The following is a 15,114-nucleotide window of genomic DNA, read 5'->3' on the forward strand; positions in this document are numbered from 1 at the left end:
TTTCATTGATTTCATTCCTATTTTCATTAGTATAAAAAATCGCTGATGATTGATAAATCGAACAATGTATAGAAGAAGAGGTGGCTCATTCATCCATACAACAGATTCTAGATAAACATATAATGAGATAGTTTTATTTAGAAAGGAGAAATCAGCTTTGGCAAAATATCGGATCATGACCTTTGATGGGGGAGGTACCTTAGGCGCTTTAAGTTTACAGCTGTTGAACAGACTGGCTAAACAAAATCCAACAGTAATAAGTCGAACTCATGTATTTTCGGGAAATTCAATCGGTTCATTTACTGCCCTTGCATTAGCAAGCGGAAGATCTCCGAAGGAAACACTTCAGTATTTTGAGGATGAAATCCTGCCCGCATTCAGCATGTCTCGGCCGGGCGGACCTGTTTTCAATCAGCAATTACCATATTCCGGTTTTATTAAAGCGGTACGAAATTTTTTCCCAGCAGATCTTCATCTTATAGATTTAAGAAAACGAATTGTTGTCCCATCATTCAAATTATACTCTCCAAAACTGGATCGTTGGACTCCTGTATTATTTCACAACTTTCCCGGCTCTCCCTATTTAGATGAGAAAGTGAGTGATGTCATATTGCGGAGCAGCGGTGCTCCCGCGACGCAACGCGCCTATCAAAACTACGTGGACGGATATGTGGTAGCAACGAACCCTAGTACAGCCAGTATCGCGTTTGCAGTTGGTAAAGCCAACGTACCATTGGATCAAATTGCGGCATTATCCATTGGAACAGGTGAAGCCCCGACTCGGTTAAGAAGAGATACGAGGGGGTGGGGAATGGTAAGTGCAGATAACATACGTCCTGAAAACCTCAAGAACCTTCCTCCAAATTGGGGAGTCCTTTTGGACAGGTCGCCTAATGAACCTTTACTGCCATTTCTTCAGATGATCTCTGGCGGAAATGGTTACTATGAATCCATGGTCAGTGCGAATCTTCTGGGAGATCGCTTTTTTCGGTTAGATCCGCGGATTCCTAACTTCTCCAAAACGGATCCTACCGTGGTTCCCGCTCTCATTGAGATTGCGAACAAAACCAACTTACAACCTGCGATCCAATTTATAGAGAAGAACTGGAGGTTATTTTAGAACTATTCTCAATTACATTTCCTTAACTTACAACTTTTCTCTGAGAAAAGCATTCTCGAAATAAATACAGGCAATGGGTAAAAAGAATTTTGTTTCTTCTGTGTTTTGACAATAAAGTTGATTACGAAGTGTAATGTCTCCTTAGATTCCAACAAGTAAACAACTTTTTTTGTAAAGTATCAGTAAGAACTGGATTTCTTTTTAAGGTTTGTTCATCACAAGCTAATAAGACGAATGAATAAATTCATGCTTCTTCTTTTGATAATGGTGGTTCAAACTAAAGAATGCAATCGATAATGATTGATTTGAAATTTATTTCGAAACTCGAAGGTTTGCAATTCCAATTTTTTCATACAAAAAAGACAAGAGCGGCAAATGCCAAACCCTTGTCTTTCCTGTTGTTCTATTGGACGCGCTCGGAGGGATTCGAACCCCCGGCAGACGTGGTACCGGAAACCACCGCTCTATCCAACTGAGCTACGAGCGCATATTGACATATTTTCACTGCGTGATGATAACGTCAGCATAACTCATTATACGGCATTTCAGCCGAAATAACAACCCTCTATTTTAAAGGGCTGTTTTTTTTAGAAGACACATCATCTTCTTTCAGAAGCTCTCATACGATGGTTTGAACCATTGTATTTTTGGGGAAAATGGGAAAAAGAGAAGAGTTTGCATGTCAAGCCAGCTTTTTGTTTGACCTTTATTGACCAAAAATGTATCATGTAACTACATACTTACCTAAAAGGTGAAGGAGGAGCATTATGAATTTAATACCTACAGTCATTGAACAAACGAACCGCGGGGAAAGAGCGTATGACATTTATTCTCGTTTATTAAAGGATCGTATCATCATGCTTGGATCTGCGATTGATGACAACGTTGCGAACTCCATCGTGTCACAGCTTTTATTCTTAGAAGCGGAAGACCCTGAAAAAGATATTTCTATTTACATCAACAGCCCGGGCGGCTCTATCACAGCCGGTATGGCGATCTATGATACCATGCAGTTTATTAAGCCGAAGGTATCTACAATTTGTATCGGTATGGCTGCGTCAATGGGCGCGTTCTTGCTTGCTGCCGGAGAAAAAGGCAAACGCTATGCGCTTCCGAACAGTGAAGTTATGATTCACCAGCCTCTTGGCGGAGCTCAAGGTCAAGCTACAGAAATTGAAATTGCCGCGAAACGTATTCTCTTGCTTCGCGACAAATTAAACAAAGTGCTTGCTGAACGTACTGGCCAGCCGCTTGAAGTGATCGAACGCGACACAGACCGTGATAACTTCAAGTCTGCTGAAGAAGCGCTTGAATACGGCCTGATTGACAAAATTCTGACTCGTAACACTGAAGAGCAAAAGTAAAACGAGAAGAGCCTTCCTTTCGGAGGGCTCTTTTTTAAATTTCTGTCCACTTTTTCTCTAAAATCGGATATGAGTAGTTCTTCATTTGCTCAACTAACTCATCGGGCCGTGAAGAGCTATGAATCAGTTTAAGATGAGAGTCGTTAGAAAATCCTTCTTGAATGCTGTATTTGACCATTTTCATCATCGGTTCAAAATATCCGTTGACATTATACAGTCCGATCGGCTTTTGATGAATGCCGATCTGCGCCCAGCAAAGCACTTCAAATAATTCTTCATATGTACCGAAACCGCCCGGCATGGCGATATAGCCGTCAGCCAGTTCGCTCATTTTTGCCTTCCGTTCATGCATGCCGTTGACTTCAATCAGCTCTGTCAGATTTTGATGGACAACCTCTCCGCTGAACAGGCCGCTTGGCATCACGCCAATTGCGGTGCCGCCGTTTTCCATTAACGCATCGGCAATCGCGCCCATCAGCCCTACACGAGAGCCCCCGTATACCAGGCCGATTCCCTGCTCTGCCATATACACGCCAAGCTCTGTCGCTTTTCTTTTATACGCTTCATTTCCCCCCGGGTTTGAGCCCGCAAATACACAAATTGTTTTCATCTCGTCATCTCCGCATCTATATATCGTGTTAACATTCAAAAAACACACTATATATTGTCCCATCTTCATGTGATAATATCAATATGAAATACATAAAGAATGCAGGAGTGATGATGTTGCAGCTGGCTGATGCTGAAAAATGGATGAAAGAGTTTTACGAAAAAAGGGGCTGGACGGAATACGGACCGTTTATTCGAGTCGGATTTTTAATGGAGGAAGCCGGAGAGCTGGCACGGGCTGTCAGAGCGTATGAAATCGGCAGAGACCGGCCGGATGAGAAAGAATCGACACGAGCTGAGCAAAAACAAGAATTGATTGAAGAAATGGGAGACGTCATCGGAAATATCGCCATCCTTGCTGATATGTACGGTGTTTCTTTAGAAGACGTGATGAAAGCCCACCAAGAAAAACTGACAAAGCGATTTGAGCATGCATAAAAAAACGGCCGCAGTCGGCCGTTTTTTTCATCCTGTGATTTCATCATGATGATCAAAGAAATGCTGCTTTCCTATTTTGTGAAAGAGGCCTGTTTTATGCAGGAGCTCTTTAGGCTGAGACTGCAGCCCTACGATCATCAGCTTTCCGTTGTGGCGCTTAATTCTGTTCATGATGTTCACAAGCACCGCTTCTGCGGACGTATCCATGTAATGCACTTTATTCATGAGTAAAATGAGGGTCTTCGGCTTTTTCTGTACATGCTCTAACAGTGACGATTCAAGCGAATCAATCGATCCGAAAAACAGCGGTCCTTCTATAGAGTACATGCTGACAGAAGGATCTGTCCCCTGCTCCCTCTTAGCCGCTTTCGCAAGAGCTGGATGAGACTCCTGATTGTGAATACGGGTCGCTTCACTCATTCTTCTGATGAAGAACACAAATGCGAGCAGCAATCCGGTCGCCACACCGACGATTAAATCAAACAAAACCGTCAGGGCAAAGGTAGCGGCTAAAATGAAGGAATCGGCGTTTTTCAATCTCAGCATGTTTGCGACTTCCTTCCGCTCACTCATATTCCATGCGACAACCATTAATATCGGCGCCATACTTGCAAGCGGAACGTGGGAAGCATAAGGCGCGAATACAAGCAGTACAAGAAGAACCACAACGCCGTGAACGACACCTGAGACAGGTGAAACCGCTCCGTTTTTAATATTGGTTGCCGTCCGCGCAATCGCTCCGGTAGCCGGGATTCCGCCAAACAGCGGCGCGGCCATATTCGCAATCCCCTGGCCGACAAGCTCTTTGTTGCTGTCGTGCTTTGACCCTTTCATATTATCGGCAACCATCGCGGATAATATTGACTCGAGGCCGCCAAGAAGCGCGATGACAAGCGCTGCCGGAAACAGCATGACCATTTTATCTATTGTCAGCTCCGGAAACTGAAATTCCGGCAAATGGCGAGGAATTTCTCCATAGGTTGAGCCAATCGTTGCCATGCGGTCAGGGAAAAACACAACCGCAACAAGCGTAGAAATGAGAAGAGCCAATAAAGCTCCGGGTATCTTTGGCATCACTTTGGCGGATACAAGCAAAATGACAAGTCCGATGACTGCTGTCAAAATGGCATATCCGTTAAAGGTGCCGAGCTTCTGTGCAATTTCAAACATGTTGTGATGAAAGTTCTCATGTTTTTCTACGTTTTTCAACCCGAGAAAATTAGCGATTTGTTCAGTGAAGATTAACACGGCGATGCCAGCCGTAAACCCGACGATAACTGGCTTCGGCACGTACTTCATAATTTTGCCGAGCTTAAACAATCCGAACAGCACCAGCATGACGCCTGCCATAAACCCCGCTATCAGCAGATTTTCCAGACCGTACTGCATCACGATACCGAATAAAATCGGGACAAACGCGCCTGTCGGACCGCCAATTTGATATTTAGATCCCCCGAACAAAGAAATACAGATCCCCGCCACGACAACAGTATACAGCCCGTATTCAGGCTCGACTCCCGAGGCAATGGCAAACGCCATCCCTAAAGGAATTGCCACGACTCCTACTACGATACCTGCAATTAGGTCTTTCTGAAATTTCTGCAAATTATATCCCTTGAATCTCCCAGAGAATCGCATATTTTGTTAAAACCTCCCTTATGAACTAGTCTTTATGAACTCAGTTTCATAACCGTTAATCACGACATCAAGTTTGCCTGTCTCCGGGTGTATCACAAGCCCGTGAACCGGCAGCTTTTTTGGCAGCAGCGGATGATTCTTGATCATATTGACACTGTGGGAAACGCTTTCTTCCACACTGTGAAAGCCGGTCAGCCAAGTTTTTAAATCTAATCCGGCGCTATCAAGCAAACTCAGGCAGCTTGCTTCTACCCCGCGTTCCTTTGCTTTTTCAAGAATCGAGGCCGCATTCAGGCCTGACATCCCGCATTCATGGTGGCCGATAATGCAAACCTCTTCAGCCTGCAATTCATAAATGGCGACCAATATGCTGCGCATGACACTTCCAAATGGGTGAGAAACGATGGCTCCCGCGTTTTTTACAATCTTAGCGTCGCCGTTTTTAAGCCCCATTGCTTGCGGAAGAAGTTCTGTGAGTCTTGTATCCATACAGGTAACAATAACGAGCTTTTTTGAAGGAAATTTTGTCGTTTTGTAGGGTTCGTACTTCTTCTCTCTGACAAACTGCTGATTGTGTTCCAAAATTGATGTTAAAGAAACCATTCTAATTCATCTCCCATCCATATGTTTTTGCAAGCCTTCTTACCCAGCTTACAGTAAGGAATTATAGCATAGGAACAGGCCGCGAAAAGGCTTTCAACAAAAGACGATCTAATTGGACTGTAAAATAAAAACTCAAAAATTTATATCTTTCAAAGATAATAAAATTTATATTTATTGAATCCTATAATCCAGGTTCTGCTGATATTTTGGTGATTTGTCTGACAAAAAATATAGGCGAATTCAGATAATTAAAAAACTTATTTAAGCAGAGGCTGCTATTTTTTCAATCACTGCGATCATTTTAAGTTCAAAAGAACCAGAAATTTCAACAAACGCAGCAATATTTCTAACTTCTATTTCTTTCCGATATAATAAAATAGACAACAGCCATAAAGGGGGAGCCTTGTTGAAACCATTTGTATTTATCACCAAACCGATTCCTGAAGAGATTGAAAACATGATCAGTGAGCATTGCCGTTATGAGATATGGCAGGAGGATACACTTCCGCAAGAGGTGCTATTCGAAAAAATGAAAGATGCTGAAGGGCTTTTAACTACTGGAACATCTGGGCCGTCCATCAACAGTGAGCTGCTTGAACATGCTCCTAAGCTGAAGGTCGTCAGCAATCAATCCGTCGGCTACGATAATTTTGATATAGAAGCGATGAAAGAAAGAAACGTCGTCGGCACTCATACGCCTTATACACTGGATGACACAGTGGCCGATCTGGCCTTTTCTTTAATTCTATCATCGGCCAGACGTGTTGCTGAACTGGACCGTTTCGTCCGGGCCGGTAAATGGGGTACGGTTGAAGAAGAAGACCTTTTCGGCATTGACGTCCATCATCAAACATTAGGCATTATCGGCATGGGCAGAATCGGCGAGCAAGCGGCCAGACGCGCCAAATTCGGTTTCGATATGGACGTGCTTTATCATAACCGCCATCGCAAACAAGAAACTGAAGAAAGCATCGGCGTCAAATACGCTGAGCTTGACACACTGCTGGAGCAATCAGATTTTGTTCTGCTGATTACTCCGCTGACTGACGAAACGTATCACATGATCGGGGAACGTGAATTTAAACTGATGAAGGATTCCGCAATTTTCGTCAATATTTCCCGGGGAAAGACGGTTGATGAAAAAGCCCTCATCCGCGCTCTTCAAGAAGGCTGGATTCGCGGTGCCGGTTTAGACGTGTACGAAGAAGAACCTGTCGCAAAAGACAACCCGCTCTTGCAGCTCGACAATGTCACCCTACTGCCGCATATTGGGTCAGCAACAGCGAAAGTGCGCTTCAATATGTGTAAACAGGCCGCTGAAAACATGATCGCAGCTATCAAAGGGGAAACACCGAAAAATCTGACAAGAGAATTTCAGTAAATTAAAAAATCCGGTCTGATGAAGACCGGATTTCATATTACATATGCTGGAGAACAGCACGCTTATAAATATGACGAGTGACGATATAATAAACAGCCTGGAACACAAAATAAATGAAGATGACAATCACGGCCTCAAGAAATAAGTTAGCATTCAGCATGTTGCTTAACGCCACATACGCAAAACCGGCGTGAATCGTGCCCGCGATAAACGGGATGAAGAACAAAAATCCAATTTGTCTTCCAAGGATAGAGTGAATCTCTTTGTCCGTAATCCCCATTCTCTTTAATGCTAACACTTGCACTCTCGTATCTTCTATTTCAGTAAACATCCGCAAATACAGCATGCTTCCTTGAACGATAAAAAACAGCACGCTGACAAACAGACCGATAAACATCATTAATGCGACTCCCTGCTTCACAACTTGAAAACTCGGAGCACGCGTTTGAAAATCAGATGTATGTTCTTTCGGCACCATGTTTTCAAGCTTCTCAGAGACGTCCACCGTCTCCTGCCAATGCTCAAGCTCGTAGCCTACCACTCTCGTCTGATCCTTCAGCGGCACCTCCTGTGTCAGGCTGTCAAAGCTTTTTTCGCTGACAACCAATAAACGGCTGACTCCTCCGACTGACATCAATATCCCTTTGTTTTGCTGCTTTTTCATGACATAGGAAAGTGATTTTCCTGACTTCATATGAAACGCTGCTTTTTCCCCTTCCCCGAACGTATCTTTCACCATCATTTGAAACGGAACATTGATAAACGCTTCATTTTCTTGTAAATGAATAACGGGAAAACCTTTTTCCTTTGCGACTTGATTATATATTTTCTCTGAGATCAGCAAGGCCTCTGCTTCCGCTTTCCTGTTTCCATACGGCAAGTCTGATTGAAATGTAACAGGAATACCTGTGGCATTCACCTTATATTTAATTTCAGCATCTGCTCTTTTCAATGTATTCTCAGCCGTCTCAGGCTTCATAACCTGAAAGCGGGAAGCGTCTTTTTCCACCCAGGCAACAGATTGAGGAATGCTTTGCTCCTCCTGCCTTTCTAAATCAGCATAAAACATATAGATCACACCTGTAGCGGTTAAAATGACTGCAGTAATCACAGAGGTTAAAAACAGCATGCGTGCGTGATCTTTCAGCCTGAATATCATGTTGGAACGCACAATGATATTGGTTCCTTTGTAAAAGCTGTGTTTCTTTCTGTACAGCATGCGGAAAAACGCGACACTGCTTTGTGTAAAAAAGAAATACGTGCCGATTAACACTAAAATCAAAATCGGAAAGACACGAAACATCATGTCGATCGCATTGGCTGTGGCAGACAGATAATAACCGCCAGCCAGACAAAGCAAAGACAGCACAGTGAGCCATTTTGAATAGGCCGGTAAATTTTTAGGTTTTTGAGCTGATTTAATCAAATCTATGATTTCGAGCTTGCGAATCTGCCCCAGCGATAAAATAAGCAGGACTTGAAACAATATGAGAAAACCGACCGCCGTCAGCACAAATGCTTTCGGTACAATCGCAAACGAGATCGGCACCTTCACACTGAGCATCCATGTCATGACCATAAAAAACAGTTTTGAAAATAACAGCCCTGTGCCGATACCGGCCGCAATCGCCGCAAGAGAAATCAGCGACTGCTCATAATAAATCATCTTTCGGAGCTGCTGCTTTGATGTCCCGAACAGCGTAAACAAGCCAAATTCTTTCTTTCTCGCTTGTAAAAATGCTGAATTTGAATAAGAAATAAAGAATATACAAAACACGATAATGACGATAAGAGCCGCGCTCAAACACGTTTTCACAAGGCTTCCGCCATATACATTGTCTTCCGTCACATCCGGGTGAAAAATAAAAGATGTGAAGACGAAAAAAACCGAGACGGCAAACACACAGCTTAAAAAGTAAGCAACATATCTTTGCAGATTCCCAATAATGTTCTTACGGGCGATGGTTCTCAAATTCATGAAAATCGCCTCCCAACACACTCAGGGTATCTAGGATACTTTGATAAAACACCTGCTGATTCGTTCCCCTGCGGATCTCTGAAAAAAATCTTCCGTCTTTAATAAAGACGATCCGTTTACAGAAGCTTGCCGCTGTGGCATCATGCGTAACCAATAGTATCGTTGCTTCCTTTTCTTCATTTAGCTGAGCCAGCGTGTTCATGACCTGTTTTGCAGATTTTGAATCAAGGTTGCCTGTCGGTTCATCCGCCAATATCAGAGCCGGATTATGAATAATGGCTCTTGCACAGGCCGCACGCTGCTGCTGGCCTCCGGACACTTCGTATGTACGGTGGTCCAGAATATGTTTGATTTGCAATGTATCTGCCAGTTCATCTAAGCGGTTTTCCATTTCACTCAGCTTTACCTTGTCCAACGCGAGCGGAAGCAGGATGTTTTCCCGAATCGTCAGCGTATCAAGCAAATTAAAGTCCTGGAAGACAAAGCCCAGCTCTCTTCTGCGAAACAGAGCCATCTCTTGATCCTTTAACGTTTTCGGCTGAATGCCGTTGATCATCATCTCGCCCTGGGTCGGCTTATCAATGGTGGCCAGCAAATTCAGGAGCGTGGTTTTTCCGCTTCCTGACGGCCCCATGATGCCGACAAATTCTCCTTTATTTACACTGAGGTCAAAATCGCTAAGCGCCTGATATGACATCGTTCCTTTATTTGAATAATATGTTTTTGACAGCTTCGTTGTTTGCAGCACGTTCATGCCTCTGATCCTCCTTTTTTCTTTATTATAAAAAGGAAGTCAGCAGCCTCCCATCGAACTTTCTTTCAATCTCGCTTTCGAACCTTACAATGCTGTCACATTCGCCAGAGTGTCACTTGAAAAGACGATTGTCATCACGGTGCCCGCTCCCTCTTTTGATTGCGCGTACAGTTTATGGCCCAGCTGGCTGCACACCTCTTTTGCCAAATATAGGCCCATTCCTGTCGCCTGCGTCATGCTTCGCCCGTTTTCACCAGTAAAAAACGGATCAAAAATCCGGGGAAGATCCTGCGCCGGAATGCCGATACCGTCATCTGCAACTGATAAACGCGTTTCATGGCCTTGCGTTTCAATCCGGATGGTAATATGGTCCCCAACGCCTTGCTTTGAATATTTCAGGGCATTGAAAAGGATTTGCTCCACAACAAAGGAGAGCCACTTTTGATCACTGGAAACCTGGACGGCGTTTGACGGCACATGTAATTTCGGAAAAAGCCGCCGTTTAATAAACTGCCGTTTTTCCTGATTGATCAATGAGCGAACAAGCTCTGTCAAATCAAAGGTTTCTGGTTTTACATCAAAAGCGAACTCCTCCAGCCGGGCTGTTTGCAGCATCATATCCAGCCCGTGGCGAAACCGTTCATTTTCATCTTCCAGCTCCTCTAAAAATGTCTGAAAGGAAGAAGCGGTCCCGTTCTTTCCTTCTTGAATCATTAAGGAAATGACGGATACGGGTGTTTTCATATGGTGAATCCATTGATTCGTAAATGTATAATGCTGTTTTTGTTTATTAATATATTGTGAGAGCTTTCCGGCATATTGATCACCAAGCGCGTTAATCATTTTTGTCCAGAGGGCTTGCTCTCTTGTTCTTGGCTTGCGGGCTTCAAGCGAGCGCCCTATGTCATTTGAAGCGGGTGCCTGGTCGGCCAGTTTTTTCAAAAATGCCAGAAAGGACACTTGCCGGATGTAATCGGCAGTAAAACCAGCCGCCAAAAGGACACCAGGCAGAACCCATATGTACATCATATTTTCTGCAGAAGGCTCGGCACCGCTCTCTATAATGCTTAAATAGGCAATAAACATGGCGGCACCTATGCTTAATAAGGAAAAAAGAATAATGGCTAATCGGTCGATGATATAAGTCTTTAACACTCCCGTTCATCCTTCCGATTGACTTCAAATACATAGCCCTGTCCCCTGATGGTTGCAATGGCGTCTTTCAATCCGGCATTCTCCAGCTTTCTCCGCAGCCGGTTTACATTAACCGTTAATGTATTATCATCAACAAAATCAACGTCGTCCCATAATGCCTCCAGCAATTCATCACGCGAGACAATTTTTTTATGCTCTCTTATGAAAATCGAAAGCAGCTGAAATTCTTTTTGTGAAAACGAGATGCGGCTGTTCTTCCACTCCGCTTCATATTGATCTGGATATATCGTTAGACCGCCAAGCTCCACCAGTCTTGATTCCTGAGACAAAGAAGGAGAATACTCACCATAAGTCCGGCGCAGTACGCTTTTGATTTTGGCCATGACGACTTCTAAGTGAAACGGCTTTGTGATATAGTCATCGCCCCCGTTCTCAATCGCCATCACCTGATTCAGTTCATCAGTCCGCGCCGAGATAAAAATAATCGGAGCATTGGAAATGGTACGGATTTGCCTGCACCAATAAAACCCGTCAAAAAAAGGCAGGTTGATATCAAGCAGCACAAGATCCGCCTTCATTTCTGCAAATTCAAATTTTATATCATTCAGCTGTTCAGCTATTTTGACTTCATATCCGTATTTTTGAAGATGGCCGCCCAGCAATGAAGCAATCCGTTCATCATCTTCCACGAGTAAGATCCGATACACATTTATCCCCCTTATATGTCTAGCACGGTGATTTTTCTAGAAGATTCCAAAATTCATTATAGCATGTGGGGGATAGTAAATCGGTCTTTTTCTATTCGTTATGGTAGAATGAAAAAAGGTAAAAATTTCCTAATAAGTAGGTGTCATTATGAAGATAATCATGCTACTTGTAACCATTACGTCAACTCTTTCAGCATGCCAGCCGAACTATACCGGGGAATACATAGAAATTGGAGATTCACTGACTGAATACGAAAAAGAGTGCTTTAAAGAGAATCACATTCCTTATCAATATGAAAAAGAGAAACTGTATATCCCGGAAGATGCATTTGATGTAGTAATCAATACTTGTTCATAAGAAAAAGCTTGCAGTATGTCTGCAAGCTTTTCACATTACAAAAAATAAGTGTTTAATTTCTCTTCAAACTCTGAAGGGGCGATGTCACTTTTTTGGCCTTCTCCGCCGTTTTCATGAATCGTAAAATGGCGGTCTGACATGACCATCCGCCCATTCGGTGTCAACTTTGAGGCGAGCAGTGATTTGTTAAAGGGCGATTTTTCATGAGAATGAATCAGGTCCTTCATGTCATCTAAATCACCGGGATCCCTCTCTTCAAGGGTAAAGGCATAACCGATTTGCCAGCCTTCTCCTTTGTCCATCAACAGAAGATGGGTGCCCATTTCCGTCGCTTTTTCCTTGATTCGGAAGGCTCCCACAGGAGATTGTACCGTTTCTCCGGAAAGCGGTATCGGCTCCAGCGCCAGGTTGATGCCAAAACCAATATCAACGATGTAATCTCCCTTTTCTGCTGACAGCCATACAGCAGCATGGGTTCCTTCTAATGCCCACTCTTCTTGCTTTCCTGCATAAACTGTTCCGCGAATGAGCTTCACATGAAAACCGGCATCGCGTAAGACATAGTAAAGAAAACCATTCAGGTCGTAGCATAGTCCCCCATGCTGCTCTTTGATCAGACGGCGCCAAAGCTCCTCTTTGGTTACCTTATAATTCTCTTTTGCAAGAACTGCCCGGTTTTCAAAAGGGTATCGGTACGCCATTGCTTTTAGAAAAAGGGGAAGATCGTCGAAGCTGACATGATCCTTCTTCCAGCCGATTTTCTTAAAACAGTCTTTCAGAAAATCATTCATTTTGTATCACCTAAACTTCCTCTTGAACATACGCCGAAAGCTTTTCCAGCGCCTCTTGTTCATCTTCTCCCTCGGCAATCAATGTGACTTCTGTGCCTGTGCTTACTGCAAGGCTCATCAGTCCCATGATGCTTTTCGCATTTACTTTTTTCCCATCCTTCTCAAGAAACACATCTGACGTAAACCGGTTTGCTTCTTGTACAAACAAAGCAGCAGGACGCGCCTGCAGTCCTGTCTTTAATCGAACTTCCACTTTCTGCTGAACCATAAGATCTCCCCTTTTCTTTACGGTTATTTTAAAGTGACGGTTTGCCCTGTCCGCAGCTGTTCTGCGATTTCGTCAAGTTTTCTCAGCCTGTGATTGATCCCTGATTTGCTGATTTTTCCGCTCGCTACCATTTCCCCCAGCTCTTTCAGCGTCACTTCCTGGTAATCAATCCGCAGCTGCGCGATTTCCCGAAGTTTTTCAGGAAGCGCCTCCAAGCCGATTCTTTCATCGATGTATTTAATATTTTCTACCTGTCTGAGCGAAGCCCCGATGGTTTTGTTTAAGTTGGCTGTTTCACAATTGACAAGGCGATTAACCGAATTTCTCATGTCTCTGACGATTCTGACATCCTCAAAACGCAGCAGCGAATTATGTGCGCCGATTACGTTCAGAAATTCAGTAATCTTTTCTGCCTCTTTTAAGTAAGTGATATAGCCTTTTTTCCGTTCGAGCGTTTTGCTGTTTAAATGAAACTCATTTAACAGGTCGCATAATGAGTCGTTATGCTCTTTATAGAGAGAAAAAATTTCTAAATGATACGAGGAGGTTTCCGGGTTATTGACTGAACCTCCCGCCAAAAATGCCCCTCTCATGTAAGAACGCTTGCAGCATCTCTTTTTGACAAGCTCTTTTGAAATATTTCGCTCAAACACAAAATTCTCGCCGAGTATTTTTAAATCCTCTAAGATGAACTTTGCATTCTCTGAAAAACGCACAATATAGACGTTATTCTTTTTCAGCCGCATTTTCTTTCTGACCAGCAGCTCAACCGACACATCATATTGTCTTTTCAGCAATGTATAGATGCGGCGGGCAATCGCTGCATTTTCAGTTTGAACATCAAGTACGAGATGGCGGTTAGCAAATGATAAAGATCCATTCATTCGGATAAGTGCAGACAGCTCTGCCTTAATGCAGCAGTCCTTCACTTCCAGGTTCGTTAATTCTTTTTTTGTTTCCGATGCAAATGACATATAGCCACCTCATTTCAAGGCTTCATTCTTTCAGTAAATCGACAAGAAGAGAAGCCACTTTATGTGTATCGTGACGAATTACGTCATTTTTATGTGTTACGATTTGATCTCTGATAACTTCAAGCCCCATCGCTTTCAGCTCTTCGATATCAAAATCAACAGGACGCGCCGATTCTACTGCGTACTTACGTTTTATTTCGTCAGGAATGTCTTCACTGTTAACCAGTATGGTATCGATAAAGCCGCAGCCCATATGCTGATTGAGCGCTTTCACATGATCGGCAGCGGTATAATGCAGCGTTTCTCCGGGCTGTGTCATCACGTTGCAGATATACACTTTTTTCGCCGGCGCCTTGATCACTTCTTCTCCAATTTTCGGGACGAGCAAATTAGGAAGAATACTGGTATAAAGGCTTCCCGGTCCGATAATAATCAGATCCGCTTCCCTGATCACGTCTATCGTTTCCGGCAGCGGATCAATGTTTTCAGGCGTCAGAAAAACGCGCTTAATACGCTGGCCGTACTCCGGAATAGTGGACTCGCCTGAGACAACGCGGCCGTCCTCCATTTCGGCATGCAGAACAACACTGGCATTGGCTGCCGGCAACACCTTTCCTCTTACATTCAGCACCTTGCTCATTTCTGTGACAGCGTGAAAAAAATCACCGGTTATATTCGTCATCGCTGCCAAAATTAAATTTCCGAGTGAATGACCCGTTAAGTCGTTCCCTTTATTAAAACGGTGCTGAAAGAGATCTTCAACTAGCGGCTCCACATCGGATAAAGCGGCAAGTACATTTCTGATGTCTCCTGGTGGCGGGATTTGCAGTTCGTTCCGCAGCCGCCCCGAGCTACCTCCGTCATCAGCAACTGTGACAATCGCCGTAATATCAACGGGTTTATGCTTTAAGCCCCGAAGCAATACAGAAAGGCCTGTGCCGCCGCCAAAGATTGCGATTTTCGGTTTTTGTCCCAT

At 43.7% G+C, this 15,114-nt stretch carries 17 protein-coding genes and 1 tRNA gene; 5 read left to right on the forward strand and 13 right to left on the reverse strand.

Annotation, left to right across the window (positions count from 1 at the left end):
• Positions 1-157: 157 nt before the first annotated feature.
• Positions 158-1,120: a sporulation hydrolase CotR gene (gene cotR / locus WA325_RS12665; protein WP_336183730.1), complete on the forward strand. Its 963-nt coding sequence runs from the start codon at positions 158-160 to the stop codon at positions 1,118-1,120.
• Positions 1,121-1,531: 411 nt separating this feature from the next.
• Here cotR and WA325_RS12670 read toward each other — a convergent pair.
• Positions 1,532-1,607 (reverse strand) — tRNA-Arg (locus WA325_RS12670).
• Between the two features lie 280 nt (positions 1,608-1,887).
• Here WA325_RS12670 and clpP point away from each other — a divergent pair.
• A complete protein-coding gene (gene clpP / locus WA325_RS12675; RefSeq protein WP_003219849.1) occupies positions 1,888-2,484 on the forward strand; it encodes an ATP-dependent Clp endopeptidase proteolytic subunit ClpP in 597 nt (198 codons plus the stop codon).
• A 34-nt stretch (positions 2,485-2,518) separates the two neighbouring features.
• On the opposite strand, the gene WA325_RS12680 is transcribed toward clpP, so the two are convergent.
• Positions 2,519-3,094: a TIGR00730 family Rossman fold protein gene (locus WA325_RS12680; protein ID WP_024122955.1), complete on the reverse strand. Its 576-nt coding sequence runs from the start codon at positions 3,092-3,094 to the stop codon at positions 2,519-2,521.
• Positions 3,095-3,210: 116 nt separating this feature from the next.
• Between WA325_RS12680 and WA325_RS12685 the strand changes: the two genes are divergently transcribed.
• Positions 3,211-3,531 (forward strand): MazG nucleotide pyrophosphohydrolase domain-containing protein, encoded by a 321-nt coding sequence (locus WA325_RS12685; RefSeq protein WP_003219846.1) that lies wholly within the window; start codon positions 3,211-3,213, stop codon positions 3,529-3,531.
• Between the two features lie 27 nt (positions 3,532-3,558).
• On the opposite strand, the gene WA325_RS12690 is transcribed toward WA325_RS12685, so the two are convergent.
• The 3 genes from WA325_RS12690 to WA325_RS12700 all read right to left on the reverse strand — a co-directional run bounded on the left by WA325_RS12690 (position 3,559) and on the right by WA325_RS12700 (position 6,201).
• Positions 3,559-5,169 (reverse strand): SulP family inorganic anion transporter, encoded by a 1,611-nt coding sequence (locus tag WA325_RS12690; RefSeq protein ID WP_105953976.1) that lies wholly within the window; start codon positions 5,167-5,169, stop codon positions 3,559-3,561.
• Positions 5,170-5,187: 18 nt separating this feature from the next.
• Positions 5,188-5,772, reverse strand: coding sequence for a beta-class carbonic anhydrase (locus tag WA325_RS12695; RefSeq protein WP_305934989.1), 585 nt, complete (start codon positions 5,770-5,772; stop codon positions 5,188-5,190).
• 261 nt (positions 5,773-6,033) lie between these two features.
• Positions 6,034-6,201 carry a hypothetical protein gene (locus WA325_RS12700; RefSeq protein ID WP_181185720.1) on the reverse strand — a complete coding sequence of 56 codons (168 nt, stop codon included), beginning with the start codon at positions 6,199-6,201 and terminating at the stop codon, positions 6,034-6,036.
• Between WA325_RS12700 and WA325_RS12705 the strand changes: the two genes are divergently transcribed.
• Positions 6,176-7,153: a 2-hydroxyacid dehydrogenase gene (locus tag WA325_RS12705; RefSeq protein ID WP_248338584.1), complete on the forward strand. Its 978-nt coding sequence runs from the start codon at positions 6,176-6,178 to the stop codon at positions 7,151-7,153. The two genes, WA325_RS12700 and WA325_RS12705, sit on opposite strands and share 26 nt — an antisense overlap.
• Before the next feature lie 37 nt (positions 7,154-7,190).
• Here WA325_RS12705 and WA325_RS12710 read toward each other — a convergent pair whose 3' ends face one another.
• From WA325_RS12710 to WA325_RS12725, 4 genes are all read right to left on the reverse strand, one after another.
• The gene (locus WA325_RS12710) at positions 7,191-9,131 is read right to left on the reverse strand and encodes an FtsX-like permease family protein (protein ID WP_248338583.1); all 1,941 of its coding nucleotides are present in this window, start codon (positions 9,129-9,131) and stop codon (positions 7,191-7,193) included.
• Complete coding sequence (psdA, locus tag WA325_RS12715; RefSeq protein ID WP_024122961.1) at positions 9,106-9,885, reverse strand: lantibiotic ABC transporter ATP-binding protein PsdA; 780 nt, start codon at positions 9,883-9,885, stop codon at positions 9,106-9,108. The genes WA325_RS12710 and psdA overlap by 26 nt, the downstream gene beginning before the upstream one ends.
• Before the next feature lie 84 nt (positions 9,886-9,969).
• Positions 9,970-11,040, reverse strand: a complete 1,071-nt coding sequence (locus WA325_RS12720) for a HAMP domain-containing histidine kinase (protein WP_105953979.1) — start codon at positions 11,038-11,040, stop codon at positions 9,970-9,972.
• Entirely contained in the window at positions 11,034-11,747 is a 714-nt protein-coding gene (locus tag WA325_RS12725; RefSeq protein ID WP_105990924.1) for a response regulator transcription factor, read from the reverse strand. Before WA325_RS12725 ends, WA325_RS12720 begins: the two co-directional genes overlap by 7 nt.
• 148 nt (positions 11,748-11,895) lie before the next feature.
• Between WA325_RS12725 and WA325_RS12730 the strand changes: the two genes are divergently transcribed.
• Positions 11,896-12,105, forward strand: a complete 210-nt coding sequence (locus WA325_RS12730) for a hypothetical protein (protein ID WP_105953981.1) — start codon at positions 11,896-11,898, stop codon at positions 12,103-12,105.
• Positions 12,106-12,140: 35 nt separating this feature from the next.
• Here the strand turns inward: WA325_RS12730 and WA325_RS12735 are convergent, their stop codons facing one another.
• The 4 genes from WA325_RS12735 to mgfK are packed head-to-tail and all read right to left on the reverse strand — an operon-like array spanning position 12,141 to position 15,114.
• Positions 12,141-12,896 (reverse strand): arylamine N-acetyltransferase family protein, encoded by a 756-nt coding sequence (locus WA325_RS12735; protein ID WP_024122964.1) that lies wholly within the window; start codon positions 12,894-12,896, stop codon positions 12,141-12,143.
• A 10-nt stretch (positions 12,897-12,906) separates the two neighbouring features.
• Positions 12,907-13,164: an HPr family phosphocarrier protein gene (locus tag WA325_RS12740; RefSeq protein WP_024122965.1), complete on the reverse strand. Its 258-nt coding sequence runs from the start codon at positions 13,162-13,164 to the stop codon at positions 12,907-12,909.
• Between the two features lie 23 nt (positions 13,165-13,187).
• Positions 13,188-14,138, reverse strand: a complete 951-nt coding sequence (gene whiA, locus WA325_RS12745) for a DNA-binding protein WhiA (RefSeq protein ID WP_024122966.1) — start codon at positions 14,136-14,138, stop codon at positions 13,188-13,190.
• A gap of 22 nt (positions 14,139-14,160) precedes the next feature.
• Positions 14,161-15,114, reverse strand: coding sequence for a gluconeogenesis morphogenetic factor (gene mgfK, locus WA325_RS12750; RefSeq protein WP_105954130.1), 954 nt, complete (start codon positions 15,112-15,114; stop codon positions 14,161-14,163).

Source organism: Bacillus sp. 205(2023) (assembly GCF_037027485.1).
In the GTDB taxonomy this organism is placed as follows: domain Bacteria; phylum Bacillota; class Bacilli; order Bacillales; family Bacillaceae; genus Bacillus; species Bacillus halotolerans.

Coding starts and splice junctions, on each gene's coding strand:
- clpP (WP_003219849.1), top strand. CDS start 1,888: ATGAATTTAATACCTACAGTCATTGAACAAACGAACCGCGGGGAAAGA.
- WA325_RS12680 (WP_024122955.1), bottom strand. CDS start 3,094: ATGAAAACAATTTGTGTATTTGCGGGCTCAAACCCGGGGGGAAATGAA.
- WA325_RS12690 (WP_105953976.1), bottom strand. CDS start 5,169: ATGCGATTCTCTGGGAGATTCAAGGGATATAATTTGCAGAAATTTCAG.
- WA325_RS12695 (WP_305934989.1), bottom strand. CDS start 5,772: ATGGTTTCTTTAACATCAATTTTGGAACACAATCAGCAGTTTGTCAGA.
- WA325_RS12710 (WP_248338583.1), bottom strand. CDS start 9,131: ATGAATTTGAGAACCATCGCCCGTAAGAACATTATTGGGAATCTGCAA.
- psdA (WP_024122961.1), bottom strand. CDS start 9,885: ATGAACGTGCTGCAAACAACGAAGCTGTCAAAAACATATTATTCAAAT.
- WA325_RS12730 (WP_105953981.1), top strand. CDS start 11,896: ATGAAGATAATCATGCTACTTGTAACCATTACGTCAACTCTTTCAGCA.
- WA325_RS12735 (WP_024122964.1), bottom strand. CDS start 12,896: ATGAATGATTTTCTGAAAGACTGTTTTAAGAAAATCGGCTGGAAGAAG.
- WA325_RS12740 (WP_024122965.1), bottom strand. CDS start 13,164: ATGGTTCAGCAGAAAGTGGAAGTTCGATTAAAGACAGGACTGCAGGCG.
- whiA (WP_024122966.1), bottom strand. CDS start 14,138: ATGTCATTTGCATCGGAAACAAAAAAAGAATTAACGAACCTGGAAGTG.
- mgfK (WP_105954130.1), bottom strand. CDS start 15,114: ATGGGACAAAAACCGAAAATCGCAATCTTTGGCGGCGGCACAGGCCTT.